This is a genomic window from Corynebacterium phoceense, from assembly GCF_900092335.1.
Lineage (GTDB): Bacteria > Actinomycetota > Actinomycetes > Mycobacteriales > Mycobacteriaceae > Corynebacterium > Corynebacterium phoceense.
In genome coordinates, this window is sequence record NZ_LT596208.1 from 1,332,404 (window position 1) to 1,356,606 (window position 24,203).

Here is a 24,203-nt window from a genome sequence, read left to right on the forward strand (position 1 = left end):
GGGCCGCATTTTACGGGGAAACGCGTAAAACCCCGCAACCGCGAACGGTTACGGGGTAGCGCTTAAGCAGAATTACTCTGCGGACTCCTCAGCCGGAGCTTCCTCAGCAGCCTCAGCCTCAGCGGCAGCCTTGGCCTCAGCCTCGGCGGCGGCAGCAGCCTCAGCAGCAGCCTTAGCCTCTTCCTTGGCCTTGCGCTTCTTCTCGGTGATGGCCTCGAGGGTCGGGCCGTTGGCAGCCTCAGACAGGGCAGCGTTGAAGAGGTCAAGCTTGGACGGCTTCTCCTCGGCAACCTGGAGGGTGCCCTCGGCGCCCGGCAGGCCCTTGAACTTCTGCCAGTCACCGGTGACCTTCAGCAGAGCGAGTACCGGCTCGGTCGGCTGTGCGCCGACGCCCAGCCAGTACTGTGCGCGCTCGGAATCGATCTGAATGAGGGACGGCTGCTGCTTCGGGGAGTAGATGCCGATGTTCTCGATAGCCTTACCGGAACGACGGGTGCGGGCATCAGCGATGATTACGCGGTACTCAGGGGTGCGAATCTTACCGATACGCTGCAGCTTAATCTTAACGGCCATGATTGGCTCCTTTGCGTGTAGTCACTGGGCAGTACAGACACGCGAGCCGTGTGCTCGCGCCGGTTCAACCCTCGGATTTAGCCTGCGTGTGACATGCCCGCCGTCCGTAGGCGGTGGGGGCGTTACGCAGGATAAGTGTCAAATTGTGCCGCCACATGCGTGGCAACCCGACATATACTACAGGCAACCAGGCCAATTCCGGAAATCACGTCGCGTCAGTTCCGGTTTTCATGCATGCGCCAGGTAACCTTACGGGCCGTACCTAGTTTATAGCTTCCCGTTTGCCTGCTCTTTCTTTCCCGTCTCCTGCGACGGGATTATAGGAGGAGCACTAAGGACGAGGTCAGGACCCACCCACACCATGGCAGAATCAACACGAAATTTTCGCTACCGTTACGATCTTGATGGACTGCGCGGCATCGCGATCGGCCTCGTCGTCCTCTATCACGTCTTCGTGGGACGCGTCTCCGGCGGCGTGGACGTCTTCTTGTTGCTCTCTGGCTACTTCTTCCTGGGCTCCCAGCTACGCTACGCGGAAAAGCCGAATGCCTCTTTTAACCCGTGGTGGCCGATCTGGCGCACGCTGCGCCGCCTGGTCCCGGCGCTTGCGCTCACGGTGGGTACAACGTTCCTCCTCGTCAAGTTCTTCACCCCGCAACTGCTGCGCACGGAGCTCGTCCAGCAGATCACGGCGACGGTGTTTTACTACCAGAACTGGGAGCTGGCACGGCAGAACGCCGATTATGCGGCGGCATCGGCAAGCACCTCGCCGCTGCAGCACCTGTGGTCCATGGCCGTGCAGGGCCAGTTCTATGTCATGTCCATCGCGTTTGCGCTGGGCTTGGGGCTCCTCGTCCGCGCACTGGGCCGCCGCACCCTCACCGTGCAGAAGATCGCCGGCCCCATCCTCGTTATCGTCACGATCGCGTCCTTCGCATACGCCTGCCGCTTTGGTCTCTACGGCCCGGCCGCAAACTACTACTCCACCTGGTCGCGTGCGTGGGAGCTCACGCTCGGCGGCGTGCTCGCCATCTACGGTGCAAAGCTGGCCGTCCCCCAGCGTTTTTCCAACTTCTTTACGGGCTTCGGCCTCCTCGCGCTCATCTGCACGGGCGCGCTTATCGCGAATACGGCGGCCTACCCCGGTCCGCTGTCCTTGCTGCCGCTCGGCGGTGCCGTGCTCATCATCCTGGGCGGCGGCGGATCCCTGTCCCAGGCCATGGCCTCGAAGAAGGCACGCTGGCTCGGCGACGTCGCCTACCCGCTCTACCTGTGGCACTGGCCGCTGCTCATCCTGTCCACGGCATACCTGGGCATGGAGCGCCCCACCTGGTGGCTGGGCGTTATCATCATCGCCATTTCGCTCGTCCTCGCGGATCTCACGCACCGCTTCCTCGAGCGTCCGCTGCGCCAGCGCCGCAAGCGCCCGACGCGCGACGATATGCCGGTCAATTCTGCGCTCGCCTCTCTGCGCACTACGGCCGGCGCCTGGCGCGGCGTGGGCGGCGTGCTTATGGGCGCAGCGACCATTGCGCTGCTTACTATTCAGCCCGTGTGGATGTCCCAGGTCCGCGACGGCGAGGGCCTCACCCTCGACCCCGCGCGCTACCCCGGCGCCATGGCGTTCAACGGCACCACGGCCCCAGAGGGTGTCACGGTCCAGCCGGATCCTATCCTCGTGGGCGGCATCATGCCTCCGACCTCGACCTCGCATTGCTTCGTGGCGAAGCAGGCGGATCCGAACTACTACAACACGGAACGCGTAGACGGAACGCCGTGCATCTTCGGCGACCAGGATGCGGACTTCAAGGTCTACCTCGTCGGCGGTTCCCACGCCGAGCAGTGGGCCTCGGGCCTGGACAAGCTTGGCCGCGAGATGCACTTCCAGCTCGTTCCGATCGTCCGCCAAGACTGCCCCATCGAGTTGGGCGATGACGTAACCGTCACCCCGGAGTGCAAGGCCTGGGCCGAGGGCGCCGTCGAGCAGATCGTCGATGGCGGTGCGGACCTCGTCATCTCCAACACGACGCGTCCACAGGACTTCTACGGGCACGGCCCCGACGTCGTGCCAGCCGGCTACGCCGCGTTCTGGGACTTCCTCGCGGAGCAGAACATTCCGTTCATGGGCCTGCGCGATAACCCGTGGGGCTTCGACGCCGCTGGCGTGGGCCGCGAGTTTGACGAGTGCTACGTCGCAACCCAGGACGTGGACGCGTGCAGCATGGACCGCAACCAGGTCTACGCCCCAGTGGACCCGGCCGCGATTGTGCTTGCGAAGTACAAGAACATGATCGCCGTTGATACCTCCAACTGGTTCTGTGACGACACGCAGTGCCCCGTCATTATCGGCAACGTCTTCGTCTACCGCGACATGCACCACATCTCGAATGCCTTCGCAGACTCCGCGATGCCGCTGCTACGTCAGTACATCGAGCCCTTCATGAAGGGCGAGACGGTCCAACAAGAGGCTCCCGATGCCCCCGCGGGCGAAGACCCCGCAGCCCCCACTGCCACGCCGTACGACGAAGAACACCAGAACCCCCGCACCACGGCGGACGTTGCCCCCTACCCCATGGTCGCGGCCCCCACCGCGGTTTAAACTCGCCTCACGCCGCACATGGCCCTAGGAGGTTGGTCATTTACCCAGCTCGCCGAATTCCCATGAATTTCGGTGAACAGCGCCAATGGCCAACCTGCTAGGGCCTTCTAGTTTTACGAAGCGGCGTGGAGTTCCTTCCACGCCTGCGGCACGTACGCACACGTCGGGTCTGAGGCGAGCGGATCGCCCGTCATAGCGAACGCAGTCGACCGCGAACCACCGCACACGGACGCAAATTCGCACACGGAGCACTTACCCGACCACTGCTGCGGATCGCGCAGCTTCTTAAACACCGGCGAGGTGGCGTAGATATCCGGCAGGGTCTGCTCCTTGACGTTTCCGCAGTGCATGGGCAGAAAACCGTTCGGGTACACGTCGCCGAGATGGTCGATGAAGACGAAGCCGGAACCCGCATTAATAGCCATGGGCGGACGCGGACGGCGAGTGTGCTCGGCCGGTCCCAGCAGGCGCTCGGTTTCCTCGGTGAGGAACTTATAGAGCTCGCCGCCTTCATAGGGCTGTCCCTTGGAGCGCTGCAGGACAATGCGCCGGTACTGCGGGCCCTCCGTCGTCTTGATGGCAACGCGGTTGGACACGTCGTGGAGCCAGTTCATGGCGTCTTCACGCTCGAGCGGGCTGAGCGCGCCGAGTCCCGTGCCGCGGCCGGTGGGCACGAGGAAGAATACGCTCCACAGCTTGGCGCCCATATCGATGACTCGCTTGAGCAGCGCCGGGGCTTCCTTCACGTTGTTCGACGTGATGGTCGAGTTGATCTGCAGGCGGAAGCCCACGTCCGTGACGATCTCCGCCATCTCGACGGTGCGGACAAACGTGCCACTGAAACCGCGGAAGTAGTCATGCGTCGCGGCCGTCGCACCGTCGAGGGACAGCGAGAGCGCCGAGCCTCCCACCGCCTTGAGGCCTTCCAGGCGCGCGCGGGTCAACCGCGGCGTCACGGACGGCGACAGCGAAATGTTGAGCCCCAGCGAGGTGCCGTATTCCGTGAGTTCCTCCAGGTCACCGCGCTCGAACGGATCGCCGCCGGTGAGGACGACGATGGGACGCGGCTTGTCATACGTCGCGATGGAGTCGAGCAACGCCTTGCCTTCCGCCGTGGTGAGCTGCCCCGGCGCCGGCTCGTGTTGAGCGTCCGCACGGCAGTGTTGGCACACGAGCTGGCACGCACGCGTGACCTCCCAAATGGCGATGAACGGCTTGGCGTTAATATCGTGGCGCACCTGGCGCACGATGGGCGTGTCCTTCACGGGGTCCCCTCACTGAAGCGAATGTTTTCTACAACTTTAGTCGTAGAAATCTCGCGCATAAAATAAGGAGAGCCTCACTCCCATTCCATCTAGTCCCTCACTGACGCTTCAGGCCGAGATGAGCCCCACACCCGTGGCGGAAGGCTCATCCCGGCCTGAAGTGATAATAAAGCTACTTCTTCTTGCCCTGGCCGAAATCGAGGTTGTCAAGGTCGATGTTTTCCATACCCTTGGGCAACTTCATGCCTCCCATACCACCCATGCCGGGGAAGCCTCCGCCTTGGCCCATCTGCTCCTGCATCTTCTGCAGTTCCTGCATGGAGGGCATGCCGCCAGGCATACCCGGCATTCCAGGCATGCCACCGCCGCCACCGCGACGCTGCTTGGCGGGCTTGCGCTTGCCGTTCTTGCCCTTGCGGCCCTTGGGCTTCTTTTTCGTGGCGGAGCGACCGCCGCCCATGCCGGGCATGCCGAACTGGCCGGCCATGCGCGACATCATCTTCTTCGCCTCGTTGAAGCGCTCGATAAGGGAGTTGACCTCAGAAACGGTCACACCAGAACCGTTGGCAATGCGCTTGCGGCGCGAGGCGTTGAGGATCTTGGGATTCTCGCGCTCTTCGGGGGTCATACCGCGAATAATGGCTTGGATGCGGTCGAGCTGCTTCTCGTCGACCATGTCAGCCATCTGCGACATCTGCTTGCCGCCCGGCATCATCTTGAGCAGGTTGCCGATGGGGCCCATCTTGCGGACCATGAGCATCTGGTCAAGGAAGTCGTTGAGCGTCATCTCGCCCGAGCCGATCTTCGCTGCGGCTTCCTCGGCCTTCTGGTGGTCGAGGGTGGCCTCGGCCTGCTCGATGAGGGTGAGCAGGTCGCCCATACCGAGGATGCGGCTCGACATGCGCTCCGGGTGGAAGACGTCGAAGTCGTCGAGCTTCTCGCCGGTCGATGCAAAGAGAATGGGCTTGCCGGTGACCTCACGGATGGACAGCGCGGCACCACCGCGGGCATCGCCATCGAGCTTGGTGAGCACGACACCGGTGAAGTCCACGCCGTCACGGAAGGCCTCGGCGGTCTGGACGGCGTCCTGGCCGATCATCGAGTCGATGACGAAGAGGACTTCGTCCGGGTTCACGGCGTCGCGGATATTGCGAGCCTGTGTCATGAGCGTTTCGTCGATACCGAGGCGGCCGGCGGTATCGATGATGACCACGTCGTGCTGGGTGCGCTTGGCTTCCTCGATACCGGCCTGGGCGACGGCAACCGGGTCGCCGTGGGAGGTGCCCATCTCGTGCTCGCTGGTGTCGATGGACGTGCCGGGGTCCGGCGCGAAGGTGGGCACGCCGGCGCGCTCGCCCACGATTTGGAGCTGCTGGACCGCGCCCGGACGTTGGAGGTCGCAGGCCACGAGCATGGGCGTGTGTCCGTTCTTCGCCAAGTGCTTGGAGAGCTTGCCGGCGAGCGTCGTCTTACCGGCACCCTGGAGGCCGGCGAGCATGATGACGGTGGGCGGGTTCTTCGCGAACTGGAGTCGACGCGTCTCGCCGCCGAGGATCTCCACGAGCTCCTCGTTGACGATCTTGACCACCTGCTGGGCAGGGTTGAGCGCCTCGGAGACCTCGGCACCAACGGCGCGCTCCTTGATGCGCTTGATAAAGCCGCGGACGACGGTCAACGAGACGTCGGCCTCGAGCAGCGCGAGGCGGATTTCGCGGGCCGTCGTGTTGATATCGGCCTCGGTCAGCTTGCCCTTGCCGCGCAGCCCGGAGAGGGCGGATTGTAGGCGGTCAGATAGTGATTCAAACACTACGGTGGCGCTCCCTTAAGTAAAATTTGACGGATTTTCGCTTTTAACTACTCTAGTCGCTTGCCAAGGCCCGGGTCACATTCGCTACCACGGCAGAGCGGCTTACCTCGCCGCGCAGACGCGCATGGACGATCATTGTGGCGCCGAGAACCTCGTGGCGCAGCCACTCCACGTCCGGCAGCGCGCCCAGCAAATGGCCCAACGCGGCCACCCGCTCCGCCGTGCGCACAGTAAGCACCGCGCCGAGTTCAAAGACAGCGGTGGTCGGAGCGGGCTCAATCTCGGGAAGGACCGAGTATGTGCCCGACGCATAGGATTGGAGGAAACGCTGCTCATTGGCGGCATCGGCAAGCTGCTGCTGGACGGTGCGGATATCGAACTCCGCGGCGTAGCTGCCGTCCCGCTCGCGGATAATCCGCGAGCCCATGACGGTCCAGCCCAGGGCCGCGATGAGCGCGAGCGGGCGCACCATCTCGCGCTGGTACTCGCCGCACCAGTACACGGTAAGCCGCTCCTCCTCCCAGTCGACGCGCAGGCCGATATCGCGCGGGGCGTCGACGATGGGCCGGGTGAGCGCCCGGGGCTCGAGCGCCTCCAGCGCGCGGGTCGTCATCGCGTGGACAGCAGAGGCCAGCCGTGAGGTCCACACGCCGGGCCCCGTCGAGCGGGCGTCGGCCTCCGCAAGCACGGCTAGCAGGGAGACGGTGAGCTGGTCGTAGCTGGCGGCATCGAGAAGCGCGTCGCGCGCCTCGTCCGACCAAGGGTCCATGCGCGCGGCGAGCTTGGCCAACGTTGTGTGCTCAGCAACGATGGTCTGCACGCGCGACATATCCGCGAGGTTGAGCCGCATACGCTGGGCTTGGCGAACGACTATTTCCGCGCCGACCTGCTCGTGCGGGCGGTCGTAGCCTTTGCCCATGTCATGGAAGAGCGCAGTCAAGAGCAGAAGGTCCGGCCGCGCGACGGTCGTGCGGGCCTCCGCACAGCGCACCACCGTGTTGATGGAATGCGCGTCGACGGAATGCGTGTGCGACCGCTCCCGCGGCAGAAGGCCACGGATATGCGCCCAGTCAGGCACGAGCCGCTCCCACAGGCCATGCGCGTCGAGGTCTTCGATAACCCGCGGGGAATGGCGCGGCGAGGACAGGATGGAGTAAAAGTCATCCACCGCGGCTTGTGGCCACCGGTCCGTGACCGTGGGTAGCTCTTGGAGCTGCACCCACGTCGCCTCGGAAACGGGAATGCCCGTGCGTGCCGACGCCGCCGCAACGCGCGTGAGCAGCCACGGATCCTCTAGGTTGGGGTTGCGCGAGAGCGTAATAGTGCCCCCGGCGTCGATGACGTCGATGTCGAGCGGCCGCCGGATCCCTTTCCGCTCCCTTTTCCCTACGAGCCCGCGGGCGGTGGCCAGGCCTCTTTCTAGGGCATGGTCGACCGCGCTGGCGGCCTCGACGAGCGCGGCGGAGAGCTCATAGCGGTCCTTAAACCCCAGGTCTTCTGCGATATCCGCGGCGAATTCGGGGTCGAGCGCGTCGCGATGGCGGCGCGCGTGGACGTGGAGCAGGGTGCGCACGTCGAGCAAGAGCTCTTTTTGCGTATCGAGCCGCGGATTATCGCACAGGTTGCCCAGCGCGAGTGCGCGCAGGAGCTGAATATCGCGCAGCCCTCCCCTGCCGTTCTTAAGCTCCGGGTTCGTCATCGCGGCGACGGCGCCGGACCGGTGCCAGCGCGCGATGGCGGTATCAATAAACGCATCGAACCCACGCTGGAGCTGGCGCCGCCAGACGGCGAGCAACTTCGCGCGGGCTTCATCGACGAGCAGCTTATTGCCCGCGACGTAGGCAAGATCCAGCTGCGCAAAGCCTGCCGATGCATCTTCTGCCGCAATGTCCGCACACTCGTCCGGCGTTCGCACCGCGTAGTCGAGGTGGTACTTCGCGTCCCACACGGGGTACCACATCTGCGCGACCTTTTCCTCGTCCAGCTCCTTGTCAGCGGGATGGAGGAGAATAAGGTCGATGTCCGAGCGTGGGGTCATCTCCTGGCGGGCGAACGACCCTGTCGCGGCGAGCGCGGTGCCTTGGGGCAGATCGAGAGAGCGGACAACGGCAAGCGCCGAGGCATAAGCCTCGGCGCGAATGTCGGATGGTGTCACGGGACTAAATGGCGGCTTCGCCGCGCTCGCCGGTGCGGACGCGGATGAGGTCCTCGACCGGGGTGACCCAGACCTTGCCGTCACCAATCTTGCCGGTGTACGCGGACTCGACGATGGCGTTGAGTACCTCGTCCACCTGCTCATCGGCGAGGACGATCTCCAGCTTGACCTTCGGCACGAAGTCCGTGGCGTACTCGGCGCCGCGGTAGACCTCGCTGTGGCCGCGCTGCTGACCGAAGCCCTGGGTTTCCGTCACGGTCAGGCCGTGGACATCGAGCTGCTCCAGCGCTGCACGCACGTCCGGAAGGGTAAAGGGCTTGACTACTGCGGTGATGAGCTTCATGGTTTACTCCTTGACGTCGGTGCGCGGCGGGATGGTAGGCGCCGTGGAATTATTCGTACTGCCAATCATAGTAGCGGGTGCTCGCATGCCAGATTGTGCGGCCAGATCGTAACCCGACTCACGGTGCTCGGAAACATCGACACCGGCCGCCTCGTCTTCGTCCTCAATCCTCCAGCCGAGGGTGTACTTGAGTGCCAGCGCAATGACTAGCGTGACGATTCCAGCGAAGACCATAGCGACCACCGCGATGACGGTCTGAATAATGAGGAGCTTAACGCCGTAGCCTGCATCGTCCGTAAGCAGGCCGCCCTCGCTGGCAAAAAGTGCCAAGCCGATGGTGCCCCACAGACCGGCGACGAGGTGCACGCCGACCGCGTCGAGCGAGTCATCGAAGCCGAATGTGTACTTCAGCCCCACGCCCAGGCACGCCACCGCGCCGCCGATGCCACCCAGAATCAACGAGGTCACCGGCGTCAGCGCGCCAGCGGCGGGAGTAATGGCGACAAGTCCAGCAACAACACCGGAGGCCGCGCCGAGAGACGTGGCCGCCTTATCTCGAATGGCCTCCACAGCCATCCAGCCGAGCATGGCCGCTGCGGTCGCCGCCGCCGTGTTGAGCCACGCCAGGCCCGCCAGACCATCCGCGGCGAAGGCGGAGCCGCCGTTGAAGCCGAACCAGCCGAAGAAGAGCAGCGCCGCGCCTGTCATGACCATGGGCAGGTTATGCGGACGAGAGACCTTGGTGGGCCAGCCGGCACGCTTGCCCACGACGATGGCGAGAACGAGTGCCGCGGTACCAGCAGAGATATGCACAACGGTGCCGCCTGCAAAGTCCACCGGCGAGACTGCCGCGGTGGTCTCACCGGCCTCAGTAACGGTGCCGAAGATCCAGGAAGAAAGGGAACGCTCCGCGTGGGAGAGCAACCCCCCACCCCAAACCATGTGCGCCAGCGGGAAGTAAACAAAAGTCACCCACAGACCACTAAAAGCCAGCCACGTACCGAACTTCACGCGGCCCAGCAGCGCACCGGAAATAATTGCGGTAGAGATCACCGCAAAGGTGAGCTGGAATCCGATATCGATGACGTTCGCATACCCGGACGCCCCCGCGATGTAGTTGCCGTCCGCGTCCGTAATAGAGTCGCGCAGTCCGAAGAACTCGAACGGGTTCGCGACCACGCCGCCCCACGACTGCGTGCCGTAGGACATCGACCAGCCCCACAGGACGTAGGCGACGCAGACCATGCCGAGCGCGCCGAAGGACATCATCATCATGTTGAGGACACTTCGCTTATCCGAAAGTCCACCATAAAACAACGCCAGGGCCGGCGTCATGAGAAGCACTAATGCAGCAGAGATAAGCATCCACGCGGAGTTGCCGGACACCGCAGCCAGTTGATCGGGAGTCATCCGTCTCGCCCTTTTCTATAGATTGATAGGTACGCGAAGGACATTACCTGTCGCGCTATAGAAACACAGCTTGGGTTCATCTTTCGCATGTCACCCCCAATCCGGTCAGCGCTATCACCTGCACCGTTACCCCCGATCGCTCGAACGCCCGGCCTGAATTTAAAGGCCCGACCCCACCTCGCCTCGCCCGCCCGCACAGCTTCCCACGTTAAGCATTCGAAAGTGTTGACCAACGCCAACGGGGATGGACATGCCGGGTTGCCGTAGCTCTCGAACATATAATCTAACGCCTTGATGGAGGGGTAGCCTCTCATGACCACCGTTCCACCAGACAGCCCGAACCACCCGCCCGACGCTTACTTCGCACCACTGAACCTGAGAGCTCAGCTTCGACGACTAGAAAAACACAAAGACGCCAGCGAGCAGAAGCTCACCGGCGCCTCGTTCCTACTGTGCTGCCGCATCCCCCGGGGACTGCGGGGCGTTAGGATCCGGCACAATGCCGGCCGGCAGTGGATTGTCTGCCACCACCTTGTGGTCCTTAGACTCACGCGCGGCCTTGCGGCGTGCAAACTTCACGTCGGTGACCGTCACACCGTAGATGGAACGGCCCATGTAGAACGAGCCCACTGACCCGATAATCCACACACCAAACAGCGTGAGCAGCACCTTGACCAGGTTCCAAAAATCGAAGCCGGTCGTCGACCAATCGATGATGAGCTTGGCGCAAAGGAGCAAGGGCACGGCCACGCCTACGGTGGGACCGAGCAGGTTGACACGCGTGAGGGCATCGGGAGCGCGCCACAGCGCCACGGTCGTTGCAACGACCATGACGGTGGCAGCGATGACGAGCACCGCCGCGATAATCTCTGCAATCGTCATGGGGTTTACCTCCTGCCCTTCGAAATAATGCGGGACATCGACAGGGTGGGCAGCACGCCGGCGACAATGGCTGCCAGCAACACGATGTCGTACGCAATGGACATGTCGTTGAGCAGCGTCCACGAAATAAACATGGCGATCATGCCGTAGAACACGAGGTCCGAAATCACCGTGCGGGTGAGCTCATCACGCGAGCGCAAGGCAAGCAGGAGTCCCGCGCACACGGCACCTCCCATGATGAAGATGCAGATGACAACAATCCACCCGAAGAGGGAAAGATTCGCGAAGTCAATCATTACTTCTGCTCCTTTCGGTTGGCGCGGAGGAGATCAGCCGGTGTCGTCTTCGGCGTGTCATCTGCAGCCAGCGGTGTGTCATCCGCATGAGCCATATCCGGCGCGCGCATGTGCCGGCCAACGGTCTCCAAAGTATATTCGTAGAACGCTGGGTCGAGCTCTGTCGCGTCTCCTTGTCCTGGCACGCCATAGTCGATGCCCTTAACGTGGGGTGCCACGCGCTCTTCCATGTCCGCGAGGCTTGCCATCACGTCAGCAGGATCGTCGCCCTGTACCGCTTGAACGAGGACAATGCGCGGTAAACCTTCACGCGGAGGTTCGCGCAACCCCAGCGACAGTGTTCCCGGCGTCGCCGTAATCGACGACGTGAACCAGAAAATATCCCAGGCATCGGTCACGCGCAGCGGATAACGCAACACGACCGGATGATAGCCATTATTCGGCTTCAAAGAATCGAGTGCGAGCGAGAAACCTGCGACAAAGATTTCTTTGACGAGCCACGGTGTATAGACGCAGCCATGCAGAATCCGCTTAATATCCATTTATCGGCCCTCCTGAATTCCATCGAGCTGCGGCATGCCCACCGGGTCATCGCCCAAAATAGCGGCGGAGTAGGCATCCACATTAAGGAGATCGCCCGACGCCGTGAGCGTCACGTCGACAACGAAGCCGGCGAAGATAAACATACACAGCGAGCCCAGGATGAGCGCCAAAGACGGCGCCATGAGGTACTTGCGAATGACGAGTTCATCGGGCACCTTCTCCACCGGCAGCGGCTTGCCCCAGAAGACCTCACGCCACACGCGCAGCATGGACAAGAAGGCCGCGAAGGACGCGATGACAATAGCGGTGATGACGACCCAGGCCCACGCGGTACCGGTGCGCGCCACCTCGAAGACGATCATGACCTTGCCCCACATACCGGAGAAAGGCGGGAAGCCCACGATGGAGAAGGCACCGGCTGCGAAGATCCACGCGATGAGCGGGTCGCGGCGGGCCAAGCCAGACAGCTTGGACAAGTTTCCGGTGCCATACGTTTCCTCGACGGCGCCGGAGGCCAGGATGAGCGAACCCACCGTAATCATGTGGTGAATCGTGTAGAGAATGCCGGCGGCCAGCGCGCGCTGCGGGTCCTCGCCCGTAAAGGCGAGCATGACCAAGATGAACGGCATGCCATTGAGCATCTGATAACCCAGCACGCGGCGGATGGAGTTTTCCGCCAAGCCGCCAAAGGCGCCAATCGCCATGGAAATGATCATGATGACGATGATGAGTACGTTCCACCGCGCGTCCATGTCGAAGAGCACGACCCACAGGCGGAAGAGCATGTAGACGGCGACCTTGGTGTGGAGCGAGGAGAACAGGCCCATGACCGCTGCCGAGGTGCCCGGGTAGGTACGCGGCAGCCAGGACTGCACGGGGAAGACACCCGCCTTCGCTGCGATGGCGATGACGATGAGTCCGGCCGCGACGGTGACCTGGCCGTTGCCAGCGGCAGCGCCCTTAAGCGCCGCGAGGTTGACCGCCCCAGCGACCGAGTAGATGTAGCCCACGCCCACCATAAGCAACGTCGACGCAAAGAGGTTGACGAGGACGAAGGCACGGCCAGCCGCGAGACGCGACCACGTACCGGACATAGTGATGAGGCCGTAGGACGGCAGCAGCATGACCTCAATGAACACGAAGAAGTTAAAGAGATCCGCGGTGATGAGCGCGCCGTTAACGCCGGTGATGAGAATGAGCGTCAACGCAGGATAGTAGCGAGACTTGGTCTCGCCACCCACGATGGCGAACCAGTTCGCGCCGAACGAGACGATCATCGTCGTGATAATGAGCAATGCTGAGAAAGAGTCGGCCGCAAAGGCGATACCGGCATTGCCCACGTACAGACCCACGGTATGCGCGACGACGCCGTTCTGCGACGTAAACGCCAGCAGACCAAGGCCGGCGAAGATGCCGATACCCGGGATGATGAGCATGATGGCGTCACGCACGCGGCGCCACGGCGCCAGCAGAGCCAACGCAGCAGAAACGAGCGGGACCGCGGGGAACAGCGGGAGGAGCTGACTTGCAAGTTGCATTACTTCTCGCCCCCTTCAGCATTCGCGGCGTTGGGAGAAAGCGCGCCCTCATCCGGGTTCTTAATGCGCTGCACCGCATTTGCGGAGCGTTCCAGAATGTCGCGGTTTTTTGCGTCGCGACCCAAGGTGCTAAACGCGTGGTCGACAGTGTTGTCATCCACCGGCTCGACGACATCCGTGTCGTCGTTGGCGCCCATGGCCGCCATGGTAAGCAAAATCGTCGTTGTCGCCATGGAGATAACAACCGCCGTAAGCACGAAAGCCTGCGGCAGCGGGTCTGCCATCTCGGCGGCATCGACGCGGGAAGGGAAGGATTCGCCGCGGTAGGAGTAGACGCCCGTGGCCAGCAACGTGAGGTTCGCAGCGTGACTAAAGGCCATCATGCCCAACACGATGTGGACAAGGCCACGCTGTTGGATGAGATAGACCGCAGCGGCCATCAAAATACCAATGGTAAGTGCGAGATACATTTACTTCTCCCCCTTCATCCGTGCTGCGCGAACAGACGGCTTCTTGGTGCGAGCCTCGCGTTCATTGAGCAAGGCCAACGGGTCGGTCGAGGGGTTAATCGGGGCCGGGTACGGATCGTCCGCGTTATCCATAGTGATGCGCGGCGTCGTGGGCAGCGAGGAGTCGTCCCCGTGGACCCACGGCAGGTAGTCACGCTCTGTACCGGGGCGCAAGTAACCACCCAGGGCGTTGATGGCCATGGTGAGCATGCCCAGCACCGCAAGGTAAATACCTAAGTCGAAGATCATGGACGTTGTCCAGTGCTGGCCGAAGGCCTCGGCGTGAATAGCAGCAAGGAAGCCGCCGTTGCCCCAGCCGTGATGGAAGTAGCCCACAAAACCGGCGGACAGCGCAACAAGGATGCCGATACCGGTGAGGTGGATAGGCGTCATGCGGCCGAAGACGATCTCATCCGAGCCACGGGACAGGTACGCCAAGCCGATCGCGGCACCCATGATGAGCGCGGCCGGGAAGCCGCCGCCCGAGACCTGGTGTCCGCGGTAGAAGACGATGAGCGACAAGATAACCAGCATCGGCGCCACAAGGATGAGGGCCTTGCGCAGCGGCACGGAGTTGAGCTGCGACTGGCCGAAGGGCGCCGGGCGCGTGCCCGAGGTAAACGGGAAACGCGGCAGCGTCGAGGTAATCGCGGCGATAACGACGGCAGCCATGCCCAGCACGGACAGCTCGCCCAAGGTATCGAGTCCACGGAACTCGACGATGATGGTCGCCACGACATTGTCGCCGCCAGTAATTCCGGGTGCCTCGTTGAGGTACCACTCCGCGAGGCTCGAGCGCTCGTGGCGGCCCATGAGAGCCCACACGCCAAGGAAGGCGGCGATACCAGCAAGGATGGCGATGACAATCGAGCCCGTGCGACGCGAGGTGTTCTGCACGTTGTGGAAACGCTCCGGCAGGTAACGCAGGACCATCATCATGACGATGACCGACAACGCCTCAACGAGGAATTGCGTAAGCGCCACGTCCGGCGCGCCCATGATGAGCATCTGCAGCGTCACGCCCGCACCAGCGATACCAATCATGACAGCACCGGTGAGTCGGTTGTGCGTGCGCACCAGGCCAATCATGGACAGCGCCACGATGAGCAGCGGAATGATATCCCACGGGTTGTCCAAGCCAGGAACGCGCGGTGCCAACGCGACGCCGTCGACGCCCTCGCCAATGAGAGCGGCACCTGCAAGAACGATAATGAGCAGCACAATAGGCAGCATGAGACGCGAGGGATTATGCGTATCGGACATGCGGCCGAGCTGGCGACCAATCCACGTCGCGCCCTTTTGCATGGAGTGCAGGAGCTCGTTGCCACTGCGTGGCAGGAACGGGCGGGACTCGAACGCGGCCCAGAAGCGCTTGCGGAACACAACGCCCACAACACCGAGCACGAGCACCGTCACTGAAATGAGAAGCGGGATGGTAAGACCATGCCACAGTGCCAAGTGGGTGTGGGACTCTAAGCCGACCGCATCCACGACGGCATCGACAGGCTCGTCCGCACGCCCCATGATGAACACGAGCGGGAAGGACATGAATCCGGGCAACGCGGCCGGGAGCCACAGGCGCACCGGAGCCTCGTGGACGCCGCTCACATCACGCGGGCCGTCGAAGAAGGCGCCGAAGACGATCTTCGCAGAATACGTAAAAGTAAAGAACGCGCCGATGCCCGCGGCAAGCAACAGGATCACCTGGCCGGCTGAGCCAATCGGGGCATCCTCAAACGCGGTGAGCATGCCTTCCTTGGACACAAAACCCAGCAGCGGCGGGACCGCCGCCATGGAGGCTGCGCCGATGACCACGGAACCAAACGTCCACGGCATCTTATTCCACAGCACGCCCAAGCGACGAATGTCGCGGGAGCCCGCCTCGTGGTCGATGACGCCGATGAGCATGAACAGCGAAGACTTGAACAGCGCGTGCGCCGCCGTGTGCACGATGGCGGCCGCGATGGCGAAGGGGGTGCCGACGCCGATGGTCGCCACAATCCAGCCCAGGTGCGAGACGGTCGAGTATGCCGTGAGCTTCTTCAGATCGGTCTTCTGCACCGCGAAGACGGCGGACATGATCGCCGTGCCCATGCCCACCACGATAAGTAGCCAGTTCCATACGGCCACGTCGTGGAAGATGGTGGAGAAACGCACGAGCAGGTAGATGCCCGCCTTGACGACGGCCGCGGCGTGTAGGAAGGCCGAGACCGGGGTCGCCGCCGCCATGGCTTCTGGGAGCCAGAAGTGGAATGGGAACTGCGCGGACTTCGTAAACGCGGAAATCGCCACGAGCACCGCGACGCCCGCGGTCAGGCCCGGGCGCTGTGCCCACACGTCAGAGGCCAGAATGAGTTCAATGTGCGTCGTCCCTGCTGCCGTCGCCGCAATCGCCAGCGCGGTGAGCAAGGTGAGCCCACCAATGAAGGTGAGGACCAACGTGCGCTGGGAGCCTGCCTCGCCGCCGGAGCCGGAACGCGCGATGAGCATGAACGACGCGAGGGAGACAAGCTCCCACGCGACGAAGAGCAACACCACGTCATTAGCCAACACCAGCAGGAGGATGGACAGCATGAATGCCGTCATCAGGACGTAGAAACTGGTATTCCCCTGTTTCTTCGGCAGATACGCCGCGGAATAGGTAAACACCACAGCGCCGATGATAAGAGCAAGCAAGGCAAAGAAAGCACTCAGCGCGTCCGCGCGCAGGGACACGCTCACGTCCATGCCTGGTTCCACGAAATTGCGAACCCAGGTATACGTGACGGTGAGAGGCGTGCCGTCCAGCACGTCCCCCAGACGAGAGATGATGAGCCCCGCGGCCACAACAAAAAGGACCGCAAGCGGGTAACCCGCCTGCCGGTCCATGAGCTTGACGAGCCCGGGTGCAAGGATCAATGCCAAGGCTGCGAGGAGGACAACAAAGCTAAGAGTCACGAAAGAACTCGCCTCACAAACATTGGTTGAAATAGGACAGATGCGCATTAAATACAGCGTTTTCAACCCTACCATCGGGGCTCGTCCCAGGTCACATTACCTTTCGTTCGTTCGACAAGGCACAGAGCTTTCCGATGCCCCCATACCCCGCCCGCATGTGTGATGCAGGTAACGAGATGGTTAGGTAAGGTGAAATAACGTCACTATCCCCTAAGGGCACCGCTATGCACCCTCGCTTTCTCACACTGCCTGCCGTTGCCCTCCTCGCACTCAGCGGGTGTTCGGCGCTGCCCGAGCTCAAGTCAAAAGAAGATCTGCCCAACCAACAGTCGGAGACAGAATTCCCCCTCGCAGACGGCGATGTGGAACGTCTCTTTGTGGACGGCCGCCTCGCCGACTGCGAGCTGCCCATGCCTTTCCTCGTGCAGGCGGGCTTCGACGAGTCAGCGGGACTCGACGTCGGAGCCGATTCGACCGCAAGTGACGTCCTCCTCGACGGAAAATCCTGCGCCGGCATGACTGCCGTCGACAGCGAGGATAAGCCAGGACTCTTCATCTCCATGATCAGTTTTGTCGAAGCCACGGAATTCCGTGAGGGCATGGAAACCGAAGAAGTAGCAGAACCCACGTCATTTAAGGATCCAGCGCTCGCGGACTGGACGGTCTACCGCCTCGAAGACACCGAGATGCAGTCCACTCCCCTCTTCTCCGTCTTCGGCCCAAAGGGAACTCCGCTCGAGCAGTTCCAGATGACCGCCTCAGACAATGTGGAACGAGTCGCGCCCCTGGCCAACGACCTCATGGCGCTCACCAACCGCGCGGTCGAGCTCGGCGTGCTCACGAACTTTGACGGTTTCGACAACGTCCAGGCTCCCGGCGAAGGCTTCAAGGATGCCCGCACCGGCGCCATCCCCCTCGATCAGGAACGCTTCGCACGCACCACGGAGGGCCTCGACACGGTCGAGTCACCCGATACCGCCATCGAATTCGCAGGCGAGAGCACGAATATTCGGACGTGGCTCAGCGACGTTAACCAGCTCACCATGGACGACGTCGTGGGATCGAGCTGGGGGCGCCTGTGCTTTAATCTCAATCTCGAATTCGACGGTGGCATCAAAGCACTCCCCACGCTCGTGGACGTTGCGAGCAGCGCAGATGAACGTGTCGGGCTGCGCTTCGGCAACGGCGGCTACTCCACCGCCGTGACGGTCCAGGAACCCACCCTCAATCCGGAACACACCGCAGTTCCCATGTGCTCACAAACGACGTCTATCGCGCGTGGCGATATCGTCGTGACGATGAACGACGACTTCAGCACGATCGCCCCCGCCGATCTTCCTGACGCACTCCCCGCCTGGACGTTCAGCGTCGACATGCGCGACGGCGACTTCATCATCGACGCGGACGGCGCCGAGGATCCGGACTTCGTCGCGACGAAGACCGTCGGCGATTAAGCAGATATAAAAACAGATATAAAAAGAGCTCCGCAGTTCACTGCGGAGCTCATCACGTGTTCGATTTACTTCTTGTCGCCAAGTAGGGCGTCAACGAAGCCCTCAATCTCGAACGGCGCGAGGTCATCCGCGCCCTCGCCCAGGCCCACGAGCTTGACCGGCACGCCGAGCTCCTCCTGAACTTGGAAGACGATGCCGCCCTTGGCGGTGCCATCGAGCTTCGTGAGCACGACGCCCGTGATATCCACGATCTCGCGGAACACGCGCGCCTGTACGAGGCCGTTCTGGCCCACGGTTGAGTCGATGACCATGAGGACCTCGTCGACCTCGGCTTTCTTCTGGACCACGCGCTTGACCTTGCCCAGCTGGTCCATCAAGTCAGTCGACGTGTGCAGACGGCCGGCCGTGTCAATGAGCACCACGTCGACCCCCTGCTCCACCCCCTTCGCGACGGCATCGAATGCGACGGACGCAGGATCCGCGCCCTCCTTGCCGCGCACAGTATCGGCGCCGACGCGGCGACCCCAGGTCTCGAGCTGGTCAGCGGCCGCGGCACGGAACGTATCCGCCGCACCGAGCAGGACGCGGTGGCCCATGGCGACGAGCACGCGGGCGAGCTTGCCCGTGGTCGTCGTCTTGCCGGTGCCGTTGACGCCCACGACCATGATGACCGCCGGCTTGCCTTGGTTCGGCATGGCCTTGATGGAGCGATCCATCTCCGGGTGGCCGACCTCGATGAGCGACTCGCGGAGCATCTCACGGGCCTCCGCCTCGGAGTTCACGCCGCGCTCGGCGATCTTCTCGCGCAGAGACTCGGTGACCTTCATCGTGGCCTTGGTACCTAGGTCCGCCATGATGAGGGTATCTTCGACTTCCTCCCACGCGTCATCGTCCAGGTCGCCCGCGGACAGAATGCCCATGAGGCCCTGTCCGATGGCGTTCTGCGAACGCGACAGGCGTCCACGCAGCTTGCCCAGACGACCAGCCGCTGGCGCAATGTCCTCCGTCGGCTGTGCCGGCGTCTCCACCAGCTCGGTGTCCTCGGACGCGGTCTCGGACGTCGGCTCCTCCGGAACCTCGGTGACCTCGCGGGCTTCAGCGGCCGATGCCGTCTGTGCCTCGGCCGCAGCCGCAGCCTCCTGGGTGCGCTCGAGATCCGCGTCGTCTTCGATGTCGTCCACCGCATCTGCGATGTCGGCGTCATCCGGATCCTCGGCGACCTCGTCAAAGACCGGCGAGTCTTCCGTCGCGGATTCTTCCTCGACCTCGTCGCGTGTGGTCTCCGCTGCGGCATCTGCCTGTGCAGCGGCCTCCTCGGCCTCCACGTTCTCGGCCTCCACGTTCTCGGTCGCCGCCGCACCAACAGCTGCTGCAGCAGCAGCGCCTGCGGCACCGGCAGCTGCAGCACCCGCAGCAGGCTTCTCCGCTTCCGGCTCCTGAACCGGGGCGGTCGGCTCAGACTTCACCGGCTCCGGCTTAGTTTCCTCGACGACCTTCGAGTCCTGGACCGGCGCAGCGGGTTCGGACTTCACGGGCTCCGGCGTCTTAGACTCAGTCTTCGGAGTCTCGCCGCGCAGCTGCTCGTTGGCCATCGCCGTTGCGCTCGGCTCAGCGGAACCCGGCTGTGCGCTCGGGTTCGACGGTGGAGTCACCGGCTCCTTTGCTGGGCCAGCCTGCGTGAAGTTAAAGCCGCCCTGGGCCTGGTAGTTGCCGGACTTCTGCTCCTGCGTGAGCTGCTTTTCCTCAATCTCAGCCGGTTTCTCGAAAGAGACCTTCTTCGCTTCGCCGCGCTTCTTGCCTCCAATAATCACTCCAAGAATGATGAGAAGCAGGAGAGCAACGACGATAACGACGGTAAGAGTTGTGTTCATGCTCTCTATAGTGCCAAAGACACACGANGGCGTCGCCGGCGCGCGTCATGCGCTGCGAGATGACGCGCGTAACGCCGTCGCCGCGCATGGTCACGCCGTAGAGCACGTTCGCGATGTCCATCGTCGGCTTCTGGTGCGTGATGACGATGAGCTGCGAGTCCTTGCGCAGCTCCTCGAAGAGCGCAATGAGTCGGCGCAGGTTGACGTCGTCGAGGGCGGCCTCGACCTCGTCCATGACGTAGAACGGGCTGGGGCGCGCGCGGAAGATGGCCACGAGCATGGCCAGCGCGGTGAGCGACTTCTCGCCACCGGAAAGCAAGGACAGACGCTTGACCTTCTTTCCCGGCGGGCGAGCCTCAACCTCAATACCCGTGGTGAGCATGTCGTCTGGGTCGGTGAGGACGAGTCGGCCCTCGCCGCCTGGGAAGAGGGTCTGAAAGACCTTGGGGAACTCGGCCTCGACATCGTTCCACGCGTCCGTGAAGAGCTGGAGAATCTGTTCGTCGACGTCTTCGATGACGCCGGTGAGGTCCTTGCGCGCCTGGATGACGTCATCGAGCTGCGTGGAAAGGAAGGTGTAGCGCTCCTCCAGCGCTTTGTATTCTTCGAGGGCCAGCGGGTTGACCTTGCCCAGGGAGTTCAAGTCTTTTTCGGCTTGCTTGAGGCGCTTCGTCTCCGCGGCGCGGTCGAAGTCCTCGCCCGGCGTGTAATCGCGGAGCAGATCCGTCATCGACAGGCCGAGCTGCTCGACAAGCTTAGCTTCGGCCTCGTCGCGGCGGACCTGGGCCTGGGAGCGTGCGATATCCGAGTTATGCGCGTTCGAGGTGAGTCGGTCGAGCTGCGAGCGCGCGGCGGAGACCTGGGCCGCGGCCTGCTGAACGTGGNCGTCCGCGTCGACGCGGGCGAGGCGGTCGCGGGCCTCGGCGAGTTGCTCGCGCAGCTGCGTGAGCTGGACCTCGATGTCCGTGGCGCGAGCGGCGGCCTTCTCGTGCTCCGCCTTATTCGCCGCATGTTGGGACAGGAGACGCTGGTGGTCGCGCTTCCACGCCTCAATCTGCGTGTCGTGCTCGCGCAGCGCGGCCTTCGCGGAGGCGGCGGTGACGCGGGCGTCTTCCGCGGCGAGCTTGGCGCCCTCGAACGTGCCGGAAAGTTCCTCGAGCTCCGCTTGGGCGGTTACGAGTTCGGCTTCGGCGGCGGCGATGCGGGCGGCGACNGGACCGAGATCAGCGGTCTCCGGCGCGGTGGTTGCCAGCGTCTCGATGCGCGAGCGCAGCGTATAGACGGCGCGTTCGCGTTCGCGCTGGCCGTCACGCAGCTGCTCGAGGCGCTTATCGGCGGCATCGGATTCCGTAGCGGCGCGCACGTGGGCTTCTTCGAGGGGCTGGCGTTCCGCATCGAGGGCCGCCAGCTTATCCGCGACGCTGTCGGCCTCGCGCTGGGCGGCCTGCGTGCGNCTGCAGACGCGTCGGGGGCAAGCACGACGTCGGCGAGGAGCCGCGTGACGGCGGCGCGGACTTCCGGAACTGCGGTGACGTGGTCGAGTAGCCACGAGCAGCCACCTGGGAGCGTCGCGTCGAGGCGCCAGTCCCCCGGGTCGTGGTACGTGGAGGTGTCGAAGAGCGTGGCGCGGGCGGCATCGGAAAGCTGCGTGAGCAGCTCAGGGGTGAGGCTGCCGGCCTGGGCGTCGGCGAAGGCGCCCAGCGCCGCGGCGACGGCCGTTTCCTGCGAGGTCGTGAGGAAGTCCGCGAGCGGATGGAAGTCGGGACCGAGATCAGCGGTCTCCGGCGCGGTGGTTGCCAGCGTCTCGATGCGCGAGCGCAGCGTATAGACGGCGCGTTCGCGTTCGCGCTGGCCGTCACGCAGCTGCTCGAGGCGCTTATCGGCGGCATCGGATTCCGTAGCGGCGCGCACGTGGGCTTCTTCGAGGGGCTGGCGTTCCGCATCGAGGGCCGCCAGCTTATCCGCGACGCTGTCGGCCTCGCGCTGGGCGGCCTGCGTGCGCTCACGGGTGGAACCGAGGGTCTCCTCGTGGCGGGAGAGCTCGGATTCGACGGACTCGACCTGAGCAGTAAGCGACTCCTCCGCGGCAATAAGACGGACAACGCCCTCCCGGCGGTCCGCAATGGCGCGCAGTTGGGCCATGTGTTCGCGGTCGGCGGCCTCGAAGGCCTCCCGTTTCTCCAGCAAGGTTTCGCGCAGGGACTCCAGGCGCATGGCGGCTTCCTCTGCCGCTTCGAGGAGCATCTCGTGTTCCTCGTCGGCACGCGCAGCGCGGGCCTCAAGATCCTCGGGATCCTGGCCGGAGTAGGCGACCTGGGCGCCGACGTTCTGGGCGCGCTCGGTGGCGATGCGCTGGGTCGCAGAGACGCGCTCGACGAGCGAGGACAGATCGAACCACAGCTTTTGGGCGGCATCGGCAGCCGGTGCCGCGACGGCGAGCTGGGCCTCGACGTCGGCGTGGGCTTCTTCTGCAGCTTCGAGCTGAGCTTGGAGCGTGGCGACCTGTTCAGCGAGGAGCTCGGCTTGTTTCTCCGCGTTGTCGTATTCGGCGCGCAGGCGCACGACCTGATCGCCGGCGAGACGCAGGCGGGCGTCGCGCAGATCCGCTTGGACCGTGGCGGCGCGCTTCGCGGCTTCCGCCTGTCGCGCGAGGGGCTTGAGCTGCTTGCCCAGCTCATCCGTGAGGTCCTGGAGGCGATCCAGGTTCGCCTGCATGCCGGTGAGCTTGCGCTGCGCCTTTTCTTTGCGGCGGCGGTGCTTGAGGACGCCGGCCGCCTCTTCTATATAGGAACGGCGGTCCCCCGGACGCGACTCAAGGATCTCCGCGAGCTTGCCCTGCCCGACGATAACGTGCATCTCGCGGCCGATACCGGAGTCGCTGAGCAGCTCCTGAATATCCATGAGGCGGGCTTTGGCACCATTAATTTCATATTCACTCGCGCCGTCGCGGTACATGCGGCGGGTGACGGAGACCTCGGAGTACTCGATGGGCAGCGCACCATCCGCGTTGTCGATGGTGAGCGTCACCTCGGCGCGACCCAAGGCCTTGCGGTCACCCGCACCGGCGAAGATGACGTCCTGCATCTTGCCGCCACGCAACGTTTTGGCGGAGCCCTCCCCCATGACCCACGCGAGGGCATCGACGACATTGGATTTGCCGGAGCCGTTGGGACCAACCACGGCGCAGATGCCGGGCTCAAATTTCATAGACGTCGCCGACGCGAAGGACTTGAATCCTTTGAGCGTGAGCGATTTGAGGTGCATTCGTGCAATTCTAGCAAGCCCTGCGCCAGACCCAGATATAAGTACTTTTTAATTTTAAATTAAAACAAACTTACCCATGATTTTCCATTCCGATTCACAACTGCGCGCCGTGCGCGAAGCCAATGACGCCTCCGCACACAGCGCTTTCGATCGTGTCGTTGGCGCACTCAATCATCTCGCTGGTGAGCAGGAAGGGGAGACAATCACCGTCACGGATATCGTGCGGGAATCAGGTATTGCGCGCTCGGCCTTATACCGGCACTTCCGTGCGGGTGGCCGTGCTCGCCGCGGATAACGACGCGGGCGCCGAGGGCTGGCAGCACGTCTTTGAGCTTGCCGATGCCCTCCGTCCCTACGCTGTGCTCCTCCGCGCCGCCAGCGCGCGAAGTTGCGGTGCTCACCACGCGATGGATGAGCCACCTTCCCCGTAGTGTCTAGCGTTCGACAAAGCCCGATTCGCCCTTGGGCTCTGCCCACTGCGGAACGACCGTGTCGACCGTGCCGGGGCGGCGCGTCGTGGACGGCTGCTCACGGGTGAGCTCAAGGAGGCGCTCACAGACCTCGCGCGGCCCTTCCGCGACGATTTGGACGCGGCCGTCGCTCAAGTTTGTGGCGTGCCCGACCAAGCCAAGTTCTAGGGCGCGGGAGCGCACCCACCAACGAAACCCCACTCCTTGGACGTAGCCGTGAACAAATGCGGTCATGCGAACCATGGGGTGAGATCTCCTTAAATTTCGGTATCTGGGTTTCTCGTGGC

General features: G+C 63.4%; 16 protein-coding genes and 2 pseudogenes. 3 read left to right on the forward strand and 15 right to left on the reverse strand.

Annotation, left to right across the window (positions count from 1 at the left end):
* Window positions 1–72 precede the first annotated feature (72 nt).
* Entirely contained in the window at window positions 73–573 is a 501-nt protein-coding gene (gene rpsP, locus BN9444_RS10545) for a 30S ribosomal protein S16 (RefSeq protein WP_068801887.1), read from the reverse strand.
* A gap of 361 nt (window positions 574–934) precedes the next feature.
* Between rpsP and BN9444_RS10550 the strand changes: the two genes are divergently transcribed.
* Entirely contained in the window at window positions 935–3,172 is a 2,238-nt protein-coding gene (locus BN9444_RS10550) for an acyltransferase family protein (RefSeq protein WP_068801888.1), read from the forward strand.
* Between the two features lie 113 nt (window positions 3,173–3,285).
* On the opposite strand, the gene BN9444_RS10555 is transcribed toward BN9444_RS10550, so the two are convergent.
* The 11 genes and pseudogenes from BN9444_RS10555 to BN9444_RS10605 form a co-directional block, all read right to left on the reverse strand.
* Window positions 3,286–4,437, reverse strand: coding sequence for a TIGR04053 family radical SAM/SPASM domain-containing protein (locus BN9444_RS10555; protein WP_068801889.1), 1,152 nt, complete (start codon window positions 4,435–4,437; stop codon window positions 3,286–3,288).
* 172 nt (window positions 4,438–4,609) lie between these two features.
* Window positions 4,610–6,244, reverse strand: a complete 1,635-nt coding sequence (ffh, locus tag BN9444_RS10560) for a signal recognition particle protein (protein ID WP_066486979.1) — start codon at window positions 6,242–6,244, stop codon at window positions 4,610–4,612.
* A gap of 52 nt (window positions 6,245–6,296) precedes the next feature.
* On the reverse strand, window positions 6,297–8,399 hold the full coding sequence (locus BN9444_RS10565; RefSeq protein WP_068801890.1) for a [protein-PII] uridylyltransferase: 2,103 nt from the start codon (window positions 8,397–8,399) through the stop codon (window positions 6,297–6,299).
* 4 nt (window positions 8,400–8,403) lie between these two features.
* On the reverse strand, window positions 8,404–8,742 hold the full coding sequence (locus tag BN9444_RS10570) for a P-II family nitrogen regulator (protein ID WP_066486982.1): 339 nt from the start codon (window positions 8,740–8,742) through the stop codon (window positions 8,404–8,406).
* Between the two features lie 3 nt (window positions 8,743–8,745).
* Window positions 8,746–10,152 (reverse strand): ammonium transporter, encoded by a 1,407-nt coding sequence (locus tag BN9444_RS10575; RefSeq protein ID WP_066512726.1) that lies wholly within the window; start codon window positions 10,150–10,152, stop codon window positions 8,746–8,748.
* Between the two features lie 579 nt (window positions 10,153–10,731).
* Window positions 10,732–11,034, reverse strand: a pseudogene (locus tag BN9444_RS10580) (Na+/H+ antiporter subunit G); the annotation flags it as partial.
* 5 nt (window positions 11,035–11,039) lie between these two features.
* Window positions 11,040–11,330, reverse strand: coding sequence for a cation:proton antiporter (locus tag BN9444_RS10585; protein ID WP_066486988.1), 291 nt, complete (start codon window positions 11,328–11,330; stop codon window positions 11,040–11,042).
* Window positions 11,330–11,872 carry a monovalent cation/H+ antiporter subunit E gene (locus BN9444_RS10590; RefSeq protein WP_181734554.1) on the reverse strand — a complete coding sequence of 181 codons (543 nt, stop codon included), beginning with the start codon at window positions 11,870–11,872 and terminating at the stop codon, window positions 11,330–11,332. The genes BN9444_RS10585 and BN9444_RS10590 overlap by 1 nt, the downstream gene beginning before the upstream one ends.
* Window positions 11,873–13,411, reverse strand: a complete 1,539-nt coding sequence (locus BN9444_RS10595; RefSeq protein WP_068801891.1) for a monovalent cation/H+ antiporter subunit D family protein — start codon at window positions 13,409–13,411, stop codon at window positions 11,873–11,875.
* Window positions 13,411–13,881, reverse strand: a complete 471-nt coding sequence (locus BN9444_RS10600; protein ID WP_066486995.1) for a sodium:proton antiporter — start codon at window positions 13,879–13,881, stop codon at window positions 13,411–13,413. Before BN9444_RS10600 ends, BN9444_RS10595 begins: the two co-directional genes overlap by 1 nt.
* On the reverse strand, window positions 13,882–16,857 hold the full coding sequence (locus BN9444_RS10605; RefSeq protein ID WP_068801892.1) for a DUF4040 family protein: 2,976 nt from the start codon (window positions 16,855–16,857) through the stop codon (window positions 13,882–13,884).
* A gap of 224 nt (window positions 16,858–17,081) precedes the next feature.
* On the opposite strand from BN9444_RS10605, the gene BN9444_RS10610 reads away from it, so the two are divergent.
* Window positions 17,082–18,311, forward strand: a complete 1,230-nt coding sequence (locus tag BN9444_RS10610) for a hypothetical protein (RefSeq protein ID WP_068801893.1) — start codon at window positions 17,082–17,084, stop codon at window positions 18,309–18,311.
* A 65-nt stretch (window positions 18,312–18,376) separates the two neighbouring features.
* Here the strand turns inward: BN9444_RS10610 and ftsY are convergent, their stop codons facing one another.
* Both ftsY and BN9444_RS13900 read right to left on the reverse strand, forming a co-directional pair.
* The gene (ftsY, locus tag BN9444_RS10615) at window positions 18,377–20,122 is read right to left on the reverse strand and encodes a signal recognition particle-docking protein FtsY (RefSeq protein WP_233423611.1); all 1,746 of its coding nucleotides are present in this window, start codon (window positions 20,120–20,122) and stop codon (window positions 18,377–18,379) included.
* Window positions 20,061–23,446 (reverse strand): annotated as a pseudogene (locus tag BN9444_RS13900) (chromosome segregation SMC family protein). Before BN9444_RS13900 ends, ftsY begins: the two are co-directional and overlap by 62 nt.
* 76 nt (window positions 23,447–23,522) lie before the next feature.
* Here BN9444_RS13900 and BN9444_RS14340 point away from each other — a divergent pair.
* Window positions 23,523–23,741 (forward strand): TetR family transcriptional regulator, encoded by a 219-nt coding sequence (locus BN9444_RS14340; protein ID WP_066512750.1) that lies wholly within the window; start codon window positions 23,523–23,525, stop codon window positions 23,739–23,741.
* Window positions 23,742–23,880: 139 nt separating this feature from the next.
* On the opposite strand, the gene BN9444_RS10625 is transcribed toward BN9444_RS14340, so the two are convergent.
* On the reverse strand, window positions 23,881–24,159 hold the full coding sequence (locus BN9444_RS10625) for an acylphosphatase (protein WP_066512765.1): 279 nt from the start codon (window positions 24,157–24,159) through the stop codon (window positions 23,881–23,883).
* Window positions 24,160–24,203 lie beyond the last annotated feature (44 nt).

What these genes read in the sequence shown, in the direction of transcription:
- BN9444_RS10575 (WP_066512726.1), bottom strand. Translation starts at nt 10,152, where the DNA reads ATGACTCCCGATCAACTGGCTGCGGTGTCCGGCAACTCCGCGTGGATG.
- BN9444_RS10570 (WP_066486982.1), bottom strand. Translation starts at nt 8,742, where the DNA reads ATGAAGCTCATCACCGCAGTAGTCAAGCCCTTTACCCTTCCGGACGTG.
- BN9444_RS10550 (WP_068801888.1), top strand. Translation starts at nt 935, where the DNA reads ATGGCAGAATCAACACGAAATTTTCGCTACCGTTACGATCTTGATGGA.
- BN9444_RS10600 (WP_066486995.1), bottom strand. Translation starts at nt 13,881, where the DNA reads ATGTATCTCGCACTTACCATTGGTATTTTGATGGCCGCTGCGGTCTAT.
- BN9444_RS10610 (WP_068801893.1), top strand. Translation starts at nt 17,082, where the DNA reads ATGCACCCTCGCTTTCTCACACTGCCTGCCGTTGCCCTCCTCGCACTC.
- BN9444_RS10585 (WP_066486988.1), bottom strand. Translation starts at nt 11,330, where the DNA reads ATGATTGACTTCGCGAATCTTTCCCTCTTCGGGTGGATTGTTGTCATC.
- BN9444_RS10590 (WP_181734554.1), bottom strand. Translation starts at nt 11,872, where the DNA reads ATGGATATTAAGCGGATTCTGCATGGCTGCGTCTATACACCGTGGCTC.
- BN9444_RS14340 (WP_066512750.1), top strand. Translation starts at nt 23,523, where the DNA reads ATGATTTTCCATTCCGATTCACAACTGCGCGCCGTGCGCGAAGCCAAT.
- rpsP (WP_068801887.1), bottom strand. Translation starts at nt 573, where the DNA reads ATGGCCGTTAAGATTAAGCTGCAGCGTATCGGTAAGATTCGCACCCCT.
- BN9444_RS10625 (WP_066512765.1), bottom strand. Translation starts at nt 24,159, where the DNA reads ATGGTTCGCATGACCGCATTTGTTCACGGCTACGTCCAAGGAGTGGGG.
- BN9444_RS10595 (WP_068801891.1), bottom strand. Translation starts at nt 13,411, where the DNA reads ATGCAACTTGCAAGTCAGCTCCTCCCGCTGTTCCCCGCGGTCCCGCTC.